Here is an 18,385-nt window from a genome sequence, read left to right as displayed (position 1 = left end):
ACCACCGCGTACAAGCTGGAACCCCCCGCCGAACCGCGCCCGGAGGACAGCCCATGGGCCTGCCGCCCCTCGCCTCGGGCCCGCACGGCCCCGACGCCCTACGACCCCTGCTCGACACCGTCCTCGACGCACTGCACGCCGGCACCACCGCACGCGGCGGCCCCCTGCCCGCAGGCGGCCCCGACACCGTCACCGCCCGCCTGGCGGACGCGGCCGGCGACATCCTGCCCGACCACGGCGACCCCGATGCCCTCCGCACCCTGGTCACCGCACTCGCCGAAGGCGCCGCCGACCCCGCCCACCCCCTGTGCGCCGCCCACCTGCACGGCCCACCCCTCGCCGTAGCCACCGCCGCAGACCTCGCAGCGAGCGCCCTCAACCCCTCCCTCGACTCCTGGGACCAAGCACCCGCCGCCTCCACCCTCGAAACCCTCGTCACCCGCGCCCTCGCCCGCGAAACCGGCGCCGCCGACGCCCTCATCACCACCGGCGGCACCGAATCCAACCAACTCGCCACCCTCCTCGCCCGCGAAACACACGGCGCGGGCCTGCGACTCATCCACGGAGCCAACGCCCACCACTCCGTACCCCGCGCCACCTGGCTACTGGGCCTGCCCGAACCCGTCACCGTCCCCGCCCCCGCCGGCACCCTCGACCCCGCCGCCCTCGACGAAGCCCTGACCCAGATCCCCGGACCACACCTCGTCGTCGCCACCGCCGGCACCACCGACGCCGGCCTCATCGACCCCCTCCCCGAAATCGCCGACCGCTGCACCGCACACGGCGCCCGCCTCCACATCGACGCCGCCTACGGCGCCGGCCTCCTCTTCAGCGAACAGCACCGCCCCAAACTCGCCGGACTCGAAGCCGCCCACACCGTCACCCTCGACCTGCACAAACTCGGCTGGCAACCCATCGCCGCCGGCCTCCTCACCGTCAAGAACCCCGACGACCTCACCGCCCTCCACCACCACACCCACTACCTCAACGCCGACGACGACACCGACGCCGGACTCCCCGACCTCCTCGGCCGCTCACCCCGCACCAGCCGCCGCCCCGACATCCTCAAAATCGCCGCCACCCTCAAAACCCTCGGCCGCACCGGACTGGGCGCACTCGTCGACCGGGTCTGCGCGCTGGCCGAGGAGTTCGCCGCCCTCGTCCACCACCACCCCCGCTTCGAACTCCACGCCCCACCCACCATCAGCACCGTCCTCTTCCGCCCCACCCACACCACCGACGCCACCGTCGCCGCCCTGCGCCGCACCCTCCTCACCACCGGCCAGGCCGTCCTCGGCCGCGCCCACGCCGACGACCGGCTCTGGCTCAAGGCCACCCTCCTCAACCCCCACACCCACCCCGACGACCTCGCCACCCTCCTCACCCTCGTGGAAAACGCCCTGAAAGGACACACCACGCGATGAACACCCCCACACCCCACACCCCCGACACCCCCCACGACCTCGTCGGCATCGGCATCGGCCCCTTCAACCTCTCCCTCGCCGCCCTCGCCGACCCCCTCACCCACCTCCACACCGTCTTCTACGACCAGCGCCCCGCCTTCCACTGGCACCCAGGCCTGCTCATCGACGGCGCACGCATCCAGGTCCCCTTCCTCGCCGACCTCGTCACCCTCGCCGACCCCGCCAGCCCCTGGACCTTCCTCAACCACCTCAAGACCCGAGAACGCCTCTTCCCCTTCTACTTCGCCGAACGCTTCCACATCCAACGCACCGAATACGACGCCTACTGCCGCTGGGTCGCCGACAACCTCCCCACCCTCCGCTTCCACCACCAGGTCGACGCCGTCCGCTGGAACCCCGAACGCGACCTCTTCGAAGTCGACTACACCCAACTCGGCCCCGAGGGAGAAGCCGAAGCCCTCGGCCGCACCCACACCCGCAACGTCGCCCTCGGCATCGGCACCGAACCCCACATCCCCGACCCGCTCAAACCCCTCGCCGAAGCCCCCGGCGTCCCCGTCATCCACGCCGCCCACTACCTCGACCACCGCGAAACAATCCTCACCGCCGACCACATCACCGTCATCGGCACCGGCCAGTCCGGCGCGGAAATCTTCCTCGACCTGCTACGCCACCGCCCCACCGGACACGAAAGACTCCACTGGCTCGGCCGCACCGAAACCTTCGCCCCCATGGAGTACTCCAAACTCGGCCTGGAACACTTCACCCCCGACTACACCCGCTACTTCCACGCCCTCACCGAACCCGTCCGCGACCGCCTCGTCACCGCACAGTGGCAACTCCACAAAGGCATCGACGCCGACACCACCGCCGCCATCCACGACGAGCTCTACCGCCGCACCCTCGACGGCGGCTGGCCCGACACCGTCCTCACCCCCGGCGTCCACGTCCGCACCGCAGGCCGCATCGCCACCACCCAGATCGAACTCCACCTCGAACACGCCCAGCAGAAAACCCGCTCCCGCCTCACCACCAACGCCGTCATCCTCGCCACCGGCTACCGCGAACGCCCCCTCGACCGCCTCCTCGCCGGCCTCGACCCCTACATGCGGCTCGACAACAGCGAACGCCCCCGCATCGACGAACACTTCCGTCTCCTCCTCGACCCCTCCGTCACCGGCTCCGTCTACGTCCAGAACGCCGAAACCCACACCCACGGCGTCGGCACACCCGACCTCGGCCTCGCCGCCTGGCGCAGCGCCACCATCCTCAACGACCTCACCGGACAGCAGCCCTACCCACTACCGCACCGCACCGCCTTCACCACCTTCGGACTGCAGAACGGACTGCCCCAGATCCCCTCCGCACGCCACCACCGGACACTCACCCCCCTGGCGGACGGAATCTGAGACAGCCCCGGAAAAGACCGGCTCAGAACACCGGCACACCGTCCCGCGTCAACGACCAGCCCACCGACGCGAAGTCACCCGGGTCCAGCACACCCCTCGCCGTCACCCACTCCGCGATCCGCGTACGGATCTCCGTCGACTCCGACCACAACTCCCTCGCCGACGCCACATGCGGGAAGGCACCACCACCATTGGCCCGGTAGTTGTTCACCGCCAGCACGAACTGCTGCGCATCCACCAGCGGAGCACCGCCGTAGGCGAGATTCCTGATCCGCGAACCGGGCGCCCGCGCGACATCGATCTCGTACGTCAACCCCGACACGTAGTCGTAGTTGTAGTCCGGACGGCCGTTCGCATTGGTCAGCTTCTCCACGTCCACCGGCGCACCGGCCGCCGTCCGCACGTAGTACTCCGCCGAGAACTCCAGGTACTCCCGCAACTGGGCACCCGTCATCAGCTTCGCCACCAACGTGTTGTCATACACGTACAGACTCGACAGATCCCGGATCGTCACATCCCCGGCCGGGATCTCCGAGGTCCGCGAGAACGGCGACGCCTGCGCCAGCACCGGCAGCGCGGCGAACTCCGTACCGGCCAGCGCCTCCCTGACCACATCCTCCTGCACCCTGGTGATCAGATCGATGATCGGAGCATCCTTGTAGCGCGCCTCCGCGGTCGTCAGCGTCTCGGTCGCCGTGCCGACCACCTGATTGACGTACGCCACGACCTTCGCGTGCTCGTCCGCGAGCAACTCGGTGATCTTCGGGTCGTCCGCGACGGTGTTCGAGTTCCGCAGCGACGCCTTCACCGACTCCACCCGCCAACGACCCCGCTCGAAGACCAGCTCGAAGTCGAAGAGAGTGAGCCGCTCGGCATAACACAGCGGCTCCGACAGCACGACCGTCCTCCCGGTCTCCTCGTTGACGACCTTCAGCTCCTCGATCTCCGTGTGCGCGTGCCCCACCAGAATCGCGTCGATACCCGGCACCAGCCGGGCCACATCGGCCGCCGCGTTCTCGACATACGGCACCTGATCACCGTACGAGGACGTCCCGGACGACCCGGAATGCGCCGACACCACCACCACGTCCGCACCCATCGAACGCAGCTTCGGCACCCACTTGGCCGCCTGCTCCTCGAGACCCGGGAACGCCAGCTTCCCCTGCACGTACGCCTTGTCCCAGATCGCGATACCCGGATTGGTCAACCCCAGCACCGCCACCCTCACCGGCGGCGCGCCCTTCACCCGGAACGTCTTCATGAAATACGGCGGGAAGGCCGGCCTCAGCGTCTTCGCGTCCACCGCGTTCGCACCGAGCAACGGAAAGTCACACTGCTCCTCGAACTTCCGCAGCGTCTCGATGCCGTAGTTGAACTCGTGATTGCCGAGCGCCACCGCGTCGTACCCGATCGCGTTCATCGCCTGCGCCATCGGGTGCACCGGACCACCCTCGGCGGTGATCGGATCGACCTTCGCGTAGTAGTACGTCAACGGAGTGCCCTGGATGGTGTCGCCCGCGTCCAGCAGCAGCGTGTTGCGGCGGCCCTTCTCCTCACGGACCTGGTCCACCAGCGTCGAGACACGGGCCAGCCCCTGCGCGTTGCCCGCCGCGTCCGCGTACTCCGTGTCCTTGAAGTAGTCCCAGTTGAAGACGTGCCCGTGCAGGTCGGTCGTGCCCAGCACCGTCAGCGCGTACCGCTTCGGCTTCTTACGACCACCCCCGTGCGCGGGGGCCGCCCCGGCCGCCGGAGCCGCCACCGCGCCGGCCAGCGCGACACCCGCCCCCGTCACGGCGGACCTGCTCAGGAACTTCCGGCGGTTCAACGGCATGGCTGACTCTCCTCGGTGACCCGTGAACAACTGTGGCAACGCGCGTAGATTCCGTCCTGGGCGCGACGTCTGTCAAGAGGCGGCAACCGGATGAAATGCTCATCGGAGCAGCACCGCGCACAATTCAACTCTTGTCAATAACCCTTTACTCAAAGGTTGTTGAGTGGACATGCGCGGCCAATTCGCTACCCGTCGGTAAGTCATAGGCTCTGACCCATGCGCCGAGCAAAGATCGTCTGCACACTTGGGCCCGCCACCGACTCGTACGACCAGATCAAACACCTGGTCGACGCCGGAATGGACATCGCCCGCTTCAACTTCAGCCACGGCACCCACGCCGAACACGAAGAGCGATACCACCGCGTCCGCAAAGCATCCGACGAGACCGGCCGCAGCGTCGGCACCCTCGCCGACCTTCAGGGCCCGAAGATCCGACTCGGCCACTTCACCGAAGGCCCCGTACTCCTCGAACGCGGCGACACCTTCACCATCACCGTCGAAGAAGGCACCGCCGGTGACCGCCACACCTGCGGCACCACGTACGCCGGCCTCGCCACCGACGTCACCCCCGGCGAACGCATCCTCGTCGACGACGGCAAAGTCTGCCTCGAAGTCACCCGCATCGACGGCCCCCGAGTCCACACGACCGTGATCGAAGGCGGCATGGTCTCCGACCACAAGGGCCTCAACCTCCCCGGCGTCGCCGTCTCCGTCCCCGCCCTCTCCAAAAAGGACGAGGACGACCTCCGCTGGGCCCTGCGCAACGGCTTCGACGTCATCGCCCTCTCCTTCGTCCGCAGCGGACGGGACGCCCTCGACGTCCACCGCATCATGGACGAAGAAGGCCGCCGCCTCCCCGTCATCGCCAAGATCGAAAAACCTCAGGCCGTCGACAACATCGAAGACATCGTCGCCGCCTTCGACGGCATCATGGTCGCCCGGGGCGACCTCGGCGTCGAAATGCCCCTCGAACAGGTCCCCATCGTCCAAAAGCGCGCCATCAAACTCGCCAAACGCAACGCCAAACCGGTCATCGTCGCCACCCAGATGCTCGACTCCATGATCGACAACGCCCGCCCCACCCGTGCCGAAGCCTCCGACGTCGCCAACGCCGTCATCGACGGCACCGACGCGGTCATGCTCTCCGGCGAGACCAGCGTCGGCAAACACCCGACCGAGACAGTGCGCACCATGGCCCGCATCGTCGAGGCCGCCGAAGAGGACATCCTCGCCAAAGGCCTCCCCCCACTGACCGACCGCAACAAACCCCGCACCCAGGGCGGCGCCGTCGCCCGCGCGGCAGCCGAGATCGGCGACTTCCTCGACGCCAAGTTCCTCGTCGCCTTCACCCAGTCCGGCGACACCGTCCGCCGCCTCTCCCGCTACCGCTCGCCCATCCCACTGCTCGCCTTCACCCCCGAACCGGCGACACGCTCACAGCTGAGCCTGACCTGGGGCGTGGAGACCTTCCTCGGCCCGCACGCGGACTCCACGGACGCGATGGTCGACCAGGTGGACGAACTCCTCACCCGCTACGGACGCTGCCAGAAGGGCGACGTGGTGGTCATCACGGCCGGCTCACCGCCCGGGGTGTCGGGCACGACCAACCTGGTCCGGGTGCACCACATCGGGGAGGACGACAGCCCCACGTAGGCCGGTCGTCAGTACTTGGGGCCGACGTGGGCGTCCATGAGGGCTACGGAGGCTTTGCGGGCTACGGAGATGGTGACGGCCGCGCGGCTTTGGTTGAGTGACTTCCACTCGACGCCGACGCGGTCGAGAGCAGCGGTGAAAAGCCTGATGATGTCGGTCGATGTGTTGGTGAAGAAATACCTGGGGTATTCGTAACGCTTGCGCTCGCCGCCGACGAGCCGGGTGGTCCAGTTGGTGATCCGGCAGCCGTCGGAGTGGATCAGGCCCCGGATGAACTCCCAGGGGTGGACGTCGACGATCTCTTGCTGCCAGGGTTCGAGTGCGATGGTGCGGTCGTGCTTCCTTCCAGGCCCGTGCTGGGGGAAGAGGCAGTGCAGGTGCTTCGAGTAGACCTTCACGTTGTGGCAGCCGGTTCTGCGGACACGGCAGACCGAGTTGTCGGGGAAGACCGCACGCATGGCCTGTTCGCAGTCGTCCATGAGCCCGGGCCATGAATCGGCGCAAGCGATCATGAGGTTCGGCACGCGGTGTTCGGAGTAGTGGCTGACATGGCCATCGCCGAGGTAGAGACCCAGTAGGTAGTTGTAGGCGGGCTCGTCCAGTTCCCGTCCATGACACCTGGGGCAGCTCGGATCGTGCTTGCCAGGGCATTCGCCACGCTTGGCCAGGTCCAGGTGCTTCCAGTAGCTGATCGTGCCCGCCGGGATGTTCAGAGCTCGTGCAACGTCCGCGTTCTTCGCGCCGCCGCGCAGCAGTGTGAGGGCTTTCTGTCGCACGTCAGTGCTGTGGAAGTTCATGCGATTACGGTGCGTCAAGGCGGGGACGCGGCGTGCAGCAGAAAGCGGAGGATCACGAGAACGTGATCCTCCGCTTTTGCCGTCTGTGCCGGGTACGGGACTCGAACCCGTATGTCCTTTCGAACAGATGTGTTTGAGACATCCGCGTATGCCAGTTCCGCCAACCCGGCCGGTCAGCCTTCAGGAGTGTACCGGTTCACCCTAGGCCGCCGCAGCTAGGTAGGCTCTTGTCAGCAGTACTGCCTGCCCCGGAACAAGGAGCGCCCACGTGACCGCCCCCGAGTCGCCCCAGCCCGCCGACGTGCCCGAAGACGAGAAGTCGCACGTTCCTCCGCTGACGACCCGTGTCGTCATCGCCGAGGACGAGGCCCTGATCCGGCTCGATCTCAAAGAGATGCTGGAGGAGGAGGGGTACTCCGTCGTCGGTGAGGCCGGTGACGGTGAGCAGGCCGTGGAGCTGGCCCGGGAGCACAAGCCCGACCTGGTGATCCTCGATGTGAAGATGCCCAAGCTGGACGGCATCTCCGCGGCGGAGAAGATCGCCGAGGAGAGCATCGCGCCGGTGCTGATGCTGACCGCGTTCTCGCAGCGCGACCTGGTGGAGCGGGCGCGGGACGCGGGTGCGATGGCGTATCTCGTGAAGCCGTTCAGCAAGAGTGATGTCGTGCCGGCGATCGAGATGGCCGTGTCGCGGTTCACGGAGCTGAAGGCGTTGGAGAAGGAGGTCGCGGACCTGAGTCTGCGGCTGGAGACGCGGAAGCTGGTGGACCGGGCGAAGTCGGTGCTTCAGACGGAGTACGGGCTGACGGAGCCGGCGGCGTTCCGGTGGATCCAGAAGACGTCGATGGACCGTCGGATGTCGATGCAGCAGGTGGCCGAGGCGGTCATCGAGGACGCGGAGGAGAAGAAGGCGTCCAAGGGCTGAACCTGCCGAGGGGTACGAACGAGGCCCGCGTCCCTGTGGGGGGCGCGGGCCTCGTCGTGCGGTCGGCCGGTTCGGGTCAGTCTTCGCCGAGGTAGGCCTTGCGGACGGATTCGTCGTGGAGGAGGTCTTGTCCGCTGCCGGTCAGGACGATGTTGCCGACTTCCATGACGTGGCCGTGGTCGGCCAGGGAGAGGGCGGCTTGGGCGTTCTGTTCGACGAGCAGGATGGTGGTGCCTTGGGATTTCAGTTCGGCGATGGTCGACATGATCTTCTGCATCATGATGGGTGAGAGGCCCATGGAGGGTTCGTCGAGCATGAGCAGTTTGGGTTGGGACATCAGGGCGCGGCCCATGGCGAGCATTTGCTGTTCGCCGCCGGAGAGGGTGCCTGCGGCTTGTTTTCTGCGTTCGCCGAGGATGGGGAAGAGGTCGTAGGCGCGTTGGATGTCTTTTTCGATGCCGGGTCTGTCGCTGCGCAGGAAGGCGCCGAGGCGGAGGTTGTCCTCGATGGTCATGCGGGGGAAGATGTGTCGTCCTTCGGGGGAGTGGGCGAGTCCGAGGGAGACGATTTGGTGTGCGGGGATTTTCTTGAGTGATTTGCCGCCGAATTTGATTTGGCCGCCGACTGGTTTGAGGAGGCCGGAGAGGGTGCGGAGGGTGGTGGTTTTGCCGGCGCCGTTGGTGCCGATGAGGGTGACCACTTCTCCGGCGTCGACTTTGAAGGAGATGCCTTTGACGGCTTCGATCTTGCCGTAGGCGACGCGGAGGTCTTCGACCTCGAGGAGTGCGGTCATCGGTCGTTCTCCTTGCCGGCCGCGGTGTTCTTGGTGGTGTCGGCCTGGGCGTGGGCTTCGGCGGCTTCCACTTCGGCGGCCTCGGCGGCGCCGGGGTCGTTTGCGAGGGGTTCGCCGAGGTAGGCGGCGATGACGCGTTCGTCGCCCTGGACGGTGGCGCTGTCGCCTTCGATGAGTTTTTCGCCTTGGACGAGGACGGCGACGCGGTCGCAGAGGTTGAAGATGAAGCGCATGTCGTGCTCGATGACGAGGACGGCGATGCCCATGTCGCGGATGGCGAAGACGAGTTCTTCGGTGGCCCGGGTCTCCTGGGGGTTCATGCCGGCCGTCGGTTCGTCCAGGAGGAGCAGGCCGGGTTCGCTGGCGAGGGCGCGGGCGATTTCCAGCTTGCGTTGTTCGCCGTAGGGCAGGTTTCGTGCGAGGTGGTCGGCTTTGGCGGCGAGGCCTATGAACTCGAGGAGTTCTGTGGCGCGTTCGCGGCTGGCGGCTTCGGCTTTGTGGAAGCCCGGGCCGCGCAGGACGGCTGACCAGAAGCCTTCTTTGGTTCGGGTGTGGCGGCCGACGAGGACGTTTTCCAGGACGGTCATGTTGCCGAAGAGGCGGATGTTCTGGAAGGTGCGTGCGATGCCGGCGGCGGTGACTTTGAAGGATTTGGCGGGCAGGATTTGGTCTTGGTAGCGGACTTCGCCTTCGGTGGGGATGTATAGGCCGGTGAGGCAGTTGAAGAAGGTGGTTTTGCCGGCGCCGTTGGGTCCGATGAGGCCGACGATCTCGCCGCTGTTGACGGTGAGGTCGACGCCGTTGACGGCGGTGAGGCCGCCGAAGCGCATGGTGACGCCGCGGGCGTCGAGGACGGGGGTGCCGGGGGTGGGTGTGCCCGGGGTGTCCTTGGTGGTGGTGTCGGTGGTCATGGTGGTCAGGCCCCTGTCTTGCTCAGGGTGGTCGGTGCTTCGGCTTCTTCGTGGAATTCCAGCTTGCGGCGCCTGTTGGCGATGAGGCCTTCGGGTCGGAAGCGCATGAGGAGGACGAGTGCGAGTCCGAAGGCGAAAAGCTGGTAGTCGCCGAGGAACTGGAGCTTGTTGGGGATCAGGAAGAGCAGCGAGGCGCCGATGAGGGGGCCTGCGATGGTGCCCATGCCGCCGAGTACCACCGCGGCGAGGAGGAAGGCGGAGTTGGGTGGGGTGGTGCCGGCGAAGAGGTACTGCTCGGGGGTGACGGTGTAGGTGACGTGTGCTTGTACGGTGCCGGCGAGGCCGGCGAGGGTGGCGCCGACGGCGAAGGCGATGAGTTTGACGCGGAAGCCGTTGATGCCCATGGCGAGGGCGGCGGTTTCGTCTTCGCGGATGGCGACCCAGGCTCGGCCGATGCGGGAGTCGCCGCTGCGTCGGAAGACGAGGACGACGACGGCCGTGATGATGAGCATCAGGAAGAAGTAGTTGGCGAACCGGCCGATGGTGAAGCCGGCGATGTCGTGCTGGACGCCGAGGTCGAAGCCGAGGATGTTGAGGTCGGGGATGGACGAGACGCCGTTGGAGCCGTTGGTGAGGTCCGGACCCGAGGTGCCGTCCAGGTTGTTGGCGGTGATGCGGAAGATCTCGCCGAAGCCGAGAGTGACGATGGCGAGGTAGTCGCCGCGCAGCCGCAGGGTCGGGGCGCCGATGAGGACGCCGAAGACCAGGGATGCCAGGGCGCCGACGATGACCGCGGCCCAGAAGGGGAAGTGGACGTCGAACGGTGAGCTGGGCGATCCGGAGACCAGTGCGGCGGCGTAGGCGCCGACGCCGAGGAAGGCGACGTATCCGAGGTCGAGGAGGCCCGCGAGGCCGACGACGATGTTGAGGCCGAGGGCGACGGTGGCGAAGATGAGGATGTAGACGCCGAGGGTGGCGTACTGGTCGTCGGACTGGGTGAAGGGGAAGCATGCCGCGGCGATGAACGCGCCGCAGACGGTGATGTTCTGGTGTCGGGCGGTGATGACCGTGATCTGGGCGATCAGGCCGGACCGGTGCACGGCGGTGAAGCCGAACCCGGCGACGATCAGGAAGCCGACGAAGAGTTCGTCGTACTCGGTGCCGATGCCGTAGGTGAAGACCAGCAGGGCGATGGCGAGGACGGCGACGATGATCAGGATTTCGGCGTAGGAGGGCAGTGCGCGCGCGGGTCGCGGTGTGCCGGTGGCGAACGCCGCTTTGACGATCTGCCAGTTGTGTGCGGTGGTGTGCTTGAACTGCTCCCAGCCGGTGTCGTCGGGGTCGAACGGGTCGGGTTCGGGGCGTTCGAAGGGCAGGGCGAGCGAGCCGAGGAGGGCGGTCAGGGTGGCGGCTGCGGCGACGTAGGCGCCGGGTTCCAGGTTGACCAGGCCGCCGAGTTGGGCGCTGATCGCGGTGATCGTGTACCAGGTGGTCGTGAAGGTGGCGAGGGCGGCGAATTTGACGGCCGCGTCGGCGCCGGCGGGTACGAGCCAGCGCAGTCCCTTGATGCCGTACGAGGCAAGGCCGAACAGGGTGGTGAGGGCGCCGGCGACCAGCACCAGCACCTGGAGGCCGCCCGGGTAGCCGTAGACGGTGAGGTCGCCGGGGAATTCGGCGGTCCAGGTCCAGGCGAGGAAGGTGGAGACGATGGTGAGGATGCCGCCGCCGGTGGCGAGGGCGCGGCCGATGGGCGCGGGGATGCCGATGAGGCCGGTGGTGTCTCCGGCGGCGGTGGGGCCGGAGGGCTTCTGAGCGGTGGTCTGTGTGGTCATCGGTGTCACGCCCTGTCCGCAACGCGTTCGCCGAGGAGGCCCTGTGGCCTGAACAGCAGCACGAGGATGAGGAGGATGAAGGCCCAGACGTCGGCCCAGGTCTGGCTGCCGAATTTGTCGAGGCCGGGTATGTCGGCGATGTAGGCGGCGGCCAGGGTTTCGGCGACGCCGAGGACCACGCCGCCGATCATGGCGCCGTAGATGTTGCCGATGCCGCCGAGGACGGCTGCGGTGAAGGCCTTGAGACCGAGGATGAAGCCCATCTTGAACTCGATCTGGCCGTACTTGAGGCCGTAGGCGACGGCTCCGACGGCGGCGAACACGGCGCCGAGGGCGAAGGCGACCACGATGATGCGGTCGGTGTTGACGCCCATCAGCTTCGCGGTGTCCGGGTCCTGGGCGGTGGCTTGCATGCCGCGTCCGGTGCGGGTGCGCATCACGAAGTAGGCGAGGATGGCCATGCTGGCGGGGGCGGCGAGGAGCAGGAAGATGTCGCCGGTCTGGATGGTGACGTCGCCGATGTGGAAGGGGCCGCCGTCGATCTGCGGGAAGGTGCGCGCGGACTTGGCGTCCGGGTACCAGGCCCATACCGCCTGCTGGAGGGCGAGGGAGAGGCCGATGGCGGTGATGAGGGGCGCGAGTCGTGGGGCGCCGCGCAGGGGGCGGTAGGCGAACCGTTCCGCCCCGACGGCGACGGTGACGGAGACCGCCATGGCGCCGAGCAGCATCAGGGGCAGGGCGATCATCATGGAGGTGCCGTCGGGCAGGATGTATATGTAGACCGTGAGCGCGCCGAAGGCGCCGGTCATGAAGATCTCGCCGTGGGCGAAGTTGATGAGCTGGACGATGCCGTAGACCATTGTGTAGCCGATGGCGATCAACCCGTACATGGATCCCAGTAGCAGGCCGTTGACCAGCTGCTGCGGCAGTTCGTTCACCGCATGTCCTCCGAGACTTTCGGACTATCGACGGATGTGGCCGGATGTGAGTCCGCGCGGGGCGCTGGTGGAACAGCGCCCCGCGCGGCTCGTGGGCTGTGGTGCGGGTGGTTCAGCCGGTGTAGGTGCCGGACTTGACGGCCTTGAAGGCTCCGTTCTCGACGGAGTAGACGGTGAGCTGCTTGTTGGTGGCGTCACCGAACTCGTCGAAGGAGACCTTGCCGGTCACACCGTCGAAGGAGACGTTCTGCATGGCCTCGGTGACCTTGGCGCGGGCGTCGTCGGGAAGCTTGCCGTCGTTGTCCTCGACGACCTTCTTGACGGCTTCGATGATTGCCCAGGCGGAGTCGTAGGAGTAGCCGCCGTAGGCGGCGTAGTCCTCCTTGTAGCCCTCCGTCTTGTAGTCGGCGACGAACTTCTTGGCGGAGGCGAGTTCCTCGACGGGCGCGCCGACCGAGGTGGCCAGGTCGCCGGTGCTGGCGGAGCCGGCGAGCTTGATGAAGGTGTCGTCCTTGATGCCGTCGCCGCCGACGAGCGGGATCTTGGCGCCGGCTTCCTTGATCTGCTTGCTGAGCGGGCCGGCCTGCGGGTATTCGCCGCCGTAGTAGACGACGTCGGCGCCGGAGGCCTTGACCTTGGTGGCCACCGAGGCGAAGTCCTTGGTGTCGGGGTTGATGTGCTCGGTGCCGACGACCTGGCCACCGAGTTTCTTGAACTCTTCGGTGAAGGTGCCGGCGAGTCCTGCGCCGTAGGTCTTCTTGTCGTCGATGACGAAGACCTTCTTCTTCTTGGCGTCGTTGTAGACGTACTGCGCGGCGAACGGGCCCTGGATGGCGTCGGTGGTGGCGGTGCGGAAGTACGAGTCGTACTGGCGGACCTTCTTGGTGCGCCAGTCGGGGCCCTGGGTGAGGGAGGGGCCGGTGTTGGCGGGGGAGACCTCGACCAGTTTCGCGGTGTCGAAGACCTTCTGCATGGACTCGCCGACCGAGGAGTTCAGCGGGCCGACCACGCCGAGGACCTGCTTGTCGGCGACGAACTGGGTGGCGTTCTGCTGGCCGACGGAGGGCTGGCCCTGGTCGTCGAGGGCCTCGGTCTTGAAGGTGATGCCCTCGACGTACTTGTCCTTGTTGGCAGTCTTCGCGGCGAGGTCCGCCGAGTTCTTGATGCCGAGGCCCAGCGCGGACAGGTCGCCGGTCAGCGGGGCGTCGACGCCGATGACGACGGTGGTGCCACCGCCACCGCCGTTGCCGGAGTCCGAGCCGCCGTCGTCGTCGCGCGAGCCGCAGGCGGTGAGGGTGAGCGCCCCCGCCGCGAGAGCGGCGGTGATGGCGATGAGCGAACGTTGACGCACGATCAGTCCTTTCCCTGGCACGGCCGCTTCCCCGTGGAGGCGGTCGAGTCGAGCGCTGGGCCGAAGTGACAATCGGACTGCGCGGTGACTGGCCGTGACTCTAAGCGTGTGTGGGGAAGGTGGAGGAGGGTCTGACTCAGGCTGTGACGCTCTTGTTATGACACGGGGTAATGCAGAGCGGTACTGGCAGCGAAGAAGGGCGGAATTCCGGCCGATTCGCCCTGTCCGCATGGTGAGAACTCGCAGGACCACAGGTGTGTGTTCAGGTGTCTGAGGCGTTTTGGTGATTACCTGGAATCGTTGCCGCAAGCGTCCCGGATGGCCTGTGAGAGGTGTTGTGCATAGCGTTGCCCCAGGATGAAACTGTGGGCTTCTATTGCGCGCGTATTACGCAGCGTTACATCCAGAAAAGGGAGTCCGGGATTCCGCGGTGCTTCATCGCATTCCGTCACCCGGAGCGTGACAATGATCTTGCGGGCGGAAAGCGGCTTTGTCCGGAAAGGTGCGGCGGGGGACGACGTCATCGAAAGACCGGCGTAGGGCTGGGCCAGCCGCGTCACGGTGACGGGTGGTCCGGACCGCACGCTCAGCCGCACCGCGAAGCTGAAACTGCCGGGCTCCGCGTTGCCGGGGCCGGGAACGGCGTCCATGTAGTCGAGGTCGACCGCCTGGGAGGGAGGTGGCGGTGGGGGAGGCGGCGGTTGCCGCGGCCGGTCGGCGTACAGATAGCCGCCGCCCGCCAGGAGGGCGAGTGCCGCGGCGGCGGTGAGGGCGGTCCGGCGGTGGCGGTCGTAGTGCCGGGCGAGACGGCCGCGCGGCCGGCCGCGAAGCCCGGAGGCGTCCGGGGCGTCCCAGGCGTGGGTGCCCTCGCCCGGCTCGAGGGGGCCGGTGCCGCTCACCGCTGCCACGGGCCGTCGCTCGGACCGCCGTCGCGGTACTGCTCGACGCACGCCGCACGCACCCGGCGGCCGGTCAGCTCCTCGGCGGCCCGGGCGCCCTGGTCGCGCTTCGTGGCCCGAGCGGCGTCCATGACCTCCCGGAGGATGTCGTACTGCCGGTTGGACAGCCCCATCGACTGGTAGTCGCCGTAGGGCTCGCCGCCGTGCAGCATCTCGTGTGCCCAGTAGCCGACGGCGCTCACGCACAACTCCGCAGGGGGCGGAGTCCGTCGACCCGTCGCCGACGCGGGCGCTTCGGTGGCGGCACCGGAACCGGCCTTGTCGGTACCGGAGTTGACGCAGGCGGTCGCCAGGGCGGCGGCCGTCAGCGCCAGGGCGAGCGCGACCGGGGCGGGCGCGACCCGCCTGTGCGGGCGCCGGTCGGGCGGGCGCCGTTCGGAGGTGCGCCGGTCGGGCGTGTGCCGTTCACAGGTGCGTAATTCGGGCGTGAACCGGAATCGCCGAGCCGCCGCCCCCGGCCAGGGGGCCTCTCCCCGTCCCATGCCCCGACGCTAGAGCGCCGGGCGGCCGACGGCAATGCCGTGGCCGCGGAGCGAAAGGGGCGGGCGGCCGGGGGGCGTTCGGCGGTGAGACCGCCGGGTCTGCCGGGTCTGCCGGGTCTGCCGGGCGATTTCCGCGTCCGGTGGTACGCCGCTCAGCCCGTCGCGCCCGCCCGAGTTCCGTCGCCGGGGTTGACGTCCCGCAGCAGGCAGGTCAGCCGGGCGGTGCACACGCGCCGGTCCTGCTCGTCGCTGATCACGATCTCGTACGTCGCCGTCGACCGGCCCCGGTGCACCGGCGTGGCCACCCCGGTGACCAGCCCGGAGCGGGCCCCGCGGTGGTGGGTGCAGTTCAGGTCGACGCCGACGGCGATCTTGGAGCTGCCGCCGTGCAGCATCGAGCCGACCGAGCCGAGCGTCTCGGCCAGTACGGCGGAGGCGCCGCCGTGCAGCAGTCCGTACGGCTGGGTGTTGCCCTCCACCGGCATGGTGCCGACGACCCGGTCGGCCGAGGCCTCGAGGATCTGGACGCCCATGCGTGTCCCGAGGTGCCCGGCGGAGAAGAGCGCCGGCAGGTCGACGCCGAACGCGGCGTACTCGTCGATGACCTCCTGCGGGAACTGCACCTGCTGCTGCTCGCCCATGGGCCCGGCTCCGTTTCGTCGCTGCGTCTGTCCGATCCGCCGGCCGGCCCGGTGGGGCCCGCCGGCTCGACTGAGCAAACGCTCAGTCGGTCGCCGATTGTTCCAGACGGACGACGACGGACTTGCTGGCCGGGGTGTTACTGGTGTCCGCGGTGGCGTCCAGCGGCACCAGGACGTTGGTCTCCGGGTAGTACGCCGCCGCGCAGCCCCGGGCCGTCGGATAGTGCACGACGCGGAAACCGGGAGCCCGCCGCTCCACCCCGTCCTGCCACTCGCTGACCAGGTCGACGTACGAGCCGTCCCGGACGTCCAGCTTCCGGGCGTCCTCCGGGTTGACGAGGACCACCCGGCGGCCGTTCCTGATACCCCGGTAGCGGTCGTCCAGGCCGTAGATCGTGGTGTTGTACTGGTCGTGCGAGCGCAGTGTCTGGAGCAGCAGTCGTCCCTCGGGCAGCTCGGGGTACTCGACCGGCGCGGCGGTGAAGTTGGCCTTGCCGGTGGCCGTCGGGAAGCGGCGCTCGTCGCGCGGCGCGTGGGGAAGGGCGAAGCCCCCGGGGTGCGCCACGCGCGCGTTGAAGTCCTCGAAGCCGGGGACGACGCGTGCGATGCGGTCGCGGATCGTGGCGTAGTCCTTCTCGAACTCCTCCCAGGGTGTTCGGCTGCTCTCGCCCAGCACGCGGCGTGCCAGCCGGCACACGATCGCCGGCTCGGACAGCAGGCGCGTGCTCGCGGGCTCCAGCCGGCCGCGGGAGGCGTGCACCATGCCCATGGAGTCCTCGACGGTGACGAACTGCTCGCCGCTGCCCTGGAGATCGCGCTCCGTGCGGCCCAGGGTGGGGAGGATGAGCGCACGTGTGCCGGTGACGGCGTGGGAGCGGTTCAGCTTCGTGGACACGTGCACGGTGAGGCGGGCGCGGCGCATGGCCGCCTCGGTGACCTCTGTGTCGGGGGACGCGGAGACGAAGTTGCCGCCCATGGCGAAGAAGACCTTCGCGTCGCCGTCGCGCAGCGCGCGGATGGCGCGTACGACGTCGTAGCCGTGCTCGCGCGGCGGGGCGAAGCCGAACTCCTTCTCCAGGGCGTCCAGGAACGCGGGCGCCGGGCGCTCGAAGATGCCCATGGTGCGGTCGCCCTGCACGTTGGAGTGGCCGCGCACCGGGCAGACGCCCGCGCCGGGACGGCCGATGTTGCCGCGCAGGAGGAGGAAGTTCACGACCTCGCGGATGGTGGGCACGGAGTGCTTGTGCTGGGTCAGACCCATCGCCCAGCACACGATGGTGCGCTCGGAGGCGAGCACCATGCGCAGGGCTTCCTCGATCTCCGCGCGGGTGAGGCCGGTCGCCGTGAGCGTCTCGTCCCAGTCGGCGGCGCGGGCGGCCTCGGCGAACTCCTCGTAGCCATGGGTGTGTTCCTCGACGAAGGCCTCGTCGACCGCGCCCTCCGTCTGGAGGATCAGCTTGTTGAGGAGCCGGAACAGGGCCTGGTCGCCGCCGAGGCGGATCTGCAGGAACAGGTCGGTGAGGGCGGCGCCCGCGGTGAGCCCCTTGGGGGTCTGCGGGTTCTTGAAGCGCTCCAGGCCGGCCTCGGGCAGGGGATTGACGCTGATGATCCTCGCGCCGTTCGCCTTGGCCCGCTCCAGGGCGGAGAGCATGCGCGGATGGTTGGTGCCGGGGTTCTGGCCGGCCACGATGATCAGGTCGGACTTGTAGAGGTCCTCCAGGAGGACGCTGCCCTTGCCGACGCCGATGGTCTCGCCGAGGGCCGAGCCGGACGACTCGTGGCACATGTTGGAGCAGTCCGGCAGGTTGTTGGTGCCGAGCTCGCGAGCGAAGAGCTGGTAGAGGAACGCGGCCTCGTTGCTGGTGCGCCCGGAGGTGTAGAAGACCGACTCGTCGGGCGAGTCCAGGGCGGCGATCTCCTCCGCGACGATGTCGAAGGCGCGCTCCCAGGTGACCGGCTCGTAGTGCTCGCCGCCCTCAGGGAGGTACACCGGGTGCGTGAGCCGTCCCTGCTGGCCCAGCCAGTAGCCGCTGCGGGTCGCGAGGTCGGCCACGGAGTGCGCGGCGAAGAACTCCGGGGTGACCCGGCGCAGGGTGGCCTCCTCGGCCACCGCCTTCGCGCCGTTCTCGCAGAACTCCGCCTTGTGCCGGTGGTCCGGCTCCGGCCAGGCGCAGCCCGGGCAGTCGAAGCCGTCCTTCTGGTTGACGCTCAGCAGCGTCAGCGCGGTCCGCTTCACGCCCATCTGCCGCTGCGCGATCCGCAGGGTGTGGCCGATGGCCGGGATACCCGCCGCCGCGTGCTGCGGGTCCGTGACCTGCGGCGCGTCCTGAACCGGATCACCCTTGGGCGGCTTGGTGGCCATCGCGCGCTCCTTCGCGTACACGTGTGAGGTACGTCTCCGATCCTCGCACGCCCCGCCGACGTCGACGGCGGCCGGGC

Annotated in this window: 15 protein-coding genes and 1 tRNA gene; 4 read left to right on the top strand and 12 right to left on the bottom strand. The window is 68.4% G+C overall.

The annotated features are described in order from the left end of the window. The first annotated feature begins 53 nt into the window (after window positions 1–53). The gene (locus tag ACH4F2_RS16620) at window positions 54–1,424 is read left to right on the top strand and encodes a pyridoxal phosphate-dependent decarboxylase family protein (RefSeq protein WP_398133420.1); all 1,371 of its coding nucleotides are present in this window, start codon (window positions 54–56) and stop codon (window positions 1,422–1,424) included. Beyond that, complete coding sequence (locus tag ACH4F2_RS16615; RefSeq protein WP_398133419.1) at window positions 1,421–2,833, top strand: lysine N(6)-hydroxylase/L-ornithine N(5)-oxygenase family protein; 1,413 nt, start codon at window positions 1,421–1,423, stop codon at window positions 2,831–2,833. The genes ACH4F2_RS16620 and ACH4F2_RS16615 overlap by 4 nt, the downstream gene beginning before the upstream one ends. 22 nt (window positions 2,834–2,855) lie before the next feature. On the opposite strand, the gene ACH4F2_RS16610 is transcribed toward ACH4F2_RS16615, so the two are convergent. Beyond that, window positions 2,856–4,664 (bottom strand): bifunctional metallophosphatase/5'-nucleotidase, encoded by a 1,809-nt coding sequence (locus tag ACH4F2_RS16610; protein ID WP_398133418.1) that lies wholly within the window; start codon window positions 4,662–4,664, stop codon window positions 2,856–2,858. A 216-nt stretch (window positions 4,665–4,880) separates the two neighbouring features. Here ACH4F2_RS16610 and pyk point away from each other — a divergent pair, with 216 nt between their 5' ends. Beyond that, on the top strand, window positions 4,881–6,317 hold the full coding sequence (gene pyk, locus ACH4F2_RS16605; RefSeq protein ID WP_398133417.1) for a pyruvate kinase: 1,437 nt from the start codon (window positions 4,881–4,883) through the stop codon (window positions 6,315–6,317). 8 nt (window positions 6,318–6,325) lie between these two features. Here pyk and ACH4F2_RS16600 read toward each other — a convergent pair whose 3' ends face one another. Further along, window positions 6,326–7,114 carry a helix-turn-helix domain-containing protein gene (locus ACH4F2_RS16600; protein WP_398133416.1) on the bottom strand — a complete coding sequence of 263 codons (789 nt, stop codon included), beginning with the start codon at window positions 7,112–7,114 and terminating at the stop codon, window positions 6,326–6,328. Window positions 7,115–7,200: 86 nt separating this feature from the next. Further along, a tRNA-Leu gene (locus ACH4F2_RS16595) sits at window positions 7,201–7,284 on the bottom strand. A 98-nt stretch (window positions 7,285–7,382) separates the two neighbouring features. On the opposite strand from ACH4F2_RS16595, the gene ACH4F2_RS16590 reads away from it, so the two are divergent. Then, the gene (locus tag ACH4F2_RS16590) at window positions 7,383–8,039 is read left to right on the top strand and encodes an ANTAR domain-containing response regulator (protein WP_398133415.1); all 657 of its coding nucleotides are present in this window, start codon (window positions 7,383–7,385) and stop codon (window positions 8,037–8,039) included. Window positions 8,040–8,115: 76 nt separating this feature from the next. Here ACH4F2_RS16590 and ACH4F2_RS16585 read toward each other — a convergent pair whose 3' ends face one another. The 9 genes from ACH4F2_RS16585 to ACH4F2_RS16545 all read right to left on the bottom strand — a co-directional run bounded on the left by ACH4F2_RS16585 (window position 8,116) and on the right by ACH4F2_RS16545 (window position 18,308). After that, the gene (locus ACH4F2_RS16585; protein ID WP_398133414.1) at window positions 8,116–8,832 is read right to left on the bottom strand and encodes an ABC transporter ATP-binding protein; all 717 of its coding nucleotides are present in this window, start codon (window positions 8,830–8,832) and stop codon (window positions 8,116–8,118) included. Further along, the gene (locus tag ACH4F2_RS16580) at window positions 8,829–9,743 is read right to left on the bottom strand and encodes an ABC transporter ATP-binding protein (RefSeq protein WP_398133413.1); all 915 of its coding nucleotides are present in this window, start codon (window positions 9,741–9,743) and stop codon (window positions 8,829–8,831) included. The genes ACH4F2_RS16585 and ACH4F2_RS16580 overlap by 4 nt, the downstream gene beginning before the upstream one ends. A gap of 5 nt (window positions 9,744–9,748) precedes the next feature. Continuing rightward, window positions 9,749–11,575 carry a branched-chain amino acid ABC transporter permease gene (locus tag ACH4F2_RS16575; protein ID WP_398133412.1) on the bottom strand — a complete coding sequence of 609 codons (1,827 nt, stop codon included), beginning with the start codon at window positions 11,573–11,575 and terminating at the stop codon, window positions 9,749–9,751. Window positions 11,576–11,580: 5 nt separating this feature from the next. After that, window positions 11,581–12,513 (bottom strand): branched-chain amino acid ABC transporter permease, encoded by a 933-nt coding sequence (locus ACH4F2_RS16570; protein WP_398133411.1) that lies wholly within the window; start codon window positions 12,511–12,513, stop codon window positions 11,581–11,583. A gap of 112 nt (window positions 12,514–12,625) precedes the next feature. Next, window positions 12,626–13,864, bottom strand: a complete 1,239-nt coding sequence (locus tag ACH4F2_RS16565) for a branched-chain amino acid ABC transporter substrate-binding protein (protein ID WP_398133410.1) — start codon at window positions 13,862–13,864, stop codon at window positions 12,626–12,628. Between the two features lie 287 nt (window positions 13,865–14,151). Then, on the bottom strand, window positions 14,152–14,763 hold the full coding sequence (locus tag ACH4F2_RS16560) for a Tat pathway signal sequence domain protein (RefSeq protein WP_398133518.1): 612 nt from the start codon (window positions 14,761–14,763) through the stop codon (window positions 14,152–14,154). Further along, complete coding sequence (locus ACH4F2_RS16555; RefSeq protein WP_398133409.1) at window positions 14,760–15,305, bottom strand: hypothetical protein; 546 nt, start codon at window positions 15,303–15,305, stop codon at window positions 14,760–14,762. Before ACH4F2_RS16555 ends, ACH4F2_RS16560 begins: the two co-directional genes overlap by 4 nt. Window positions 15,306–15,457: 152 nt before the next feature. Then, entirely contained in the window at window positions 15,458–15,946 is a 489-nt protein-coding gene (locus ACH4F2_RS16550; protein WP_398133408.1) for a PaaI family thioesterase, read from the bottom strand. A gap of 82 nt (window positions 15,947–16,028) precedes the next feature. Further along, the gene (locus ACH4F2_RS16545; RefSeq protein ID WP_398133407.1) at window positions 16,029–18,308 is read right to left on the bottom strand and encodes an FdhF/YdeP family oxidoreductase; all 2,280 of its coding nucleotides are present in this window, start codon (window positions 18,306–18,308) and stop codon (window positions 16,029–16,031) included. Window positions 18,309–18,385: the final 77 nt, after the last annotated feature.

The sequence above is a fragment of the Streptomyces sp. NPDC017890 genome (assembly GCF_044328675.1).
Lineage (GTDB): Bacteria > Actinomycetota > Actinomycetes > Streptomycetales > Streptomycetaceae > Streptomyces.
This window is presented reverse-complemented; position numbering and strand designations above follow the sequence as displayed.